The following is a 607-nucleotide window of genomic DNA, read 5'->3' on the forward strand; positions in this document are numbered from 1 at the left end:
TCTTGTTTATCACAAGACAACTGAAGCTTGAAAAACCGATGCTGGAATTCCGTGTCTTCACGTTTGGCGTTTTCAGCTTAACAACACTGCTGGGAACCCTCGTCTTTGCATTATTGATCGGTACGGAAACCATCCTGCCGCTTTATACACAAAATGTCAGAGACGTCACAGCTTTTGATACAGGGCTTATGCTCCTGCCGGGAGCTGTTGTGATGGGCTTCATGTCACCGATTATCGGCAGAATTTTTGACCGTGTCGGCGGAAGAGGGCTGGCGATTGCCGGTTTCTGCATCATCTTCCTGACATCTCTGCCGTTTATGCAGCTGACTGACCATACGTCACTCGCTTGGATTGTCGTTTTATACACCGTTCGTCTTTTAGGCACCGCCATGATCATGATGCCGGTGACAACAGCCGGAATCAACGCGCTTCCGCGCCACTTGATTCCGCACGGAACTGCGATGAACAACACGATTCGCCAAGTCGGCGGCTCGATCGGAACCGCACTATTGGTTTCCGTGATGAGCAACCAGGCGGCACATGCAGGCACGACAAATGTGAAGCACGCCGCCCTGCACGGCATGAACTCCGCTTTTATTGTGGCTGC

General features: G+C 51.7%; 1 protein-coding gene. It reads left to right on the top strand.

Going from position 1 to position 607, the window contains the following annotated elements:
* The coding region (locus tag ACWHAR_RS29295) for an MFS transporter (protein ID WP_452088721.1) at positions 1–607 on the top strand (607 nt) is incomplete at both ends.

Source organism: Bacillus sp. LR--39 (assembly GCF_053613335.1).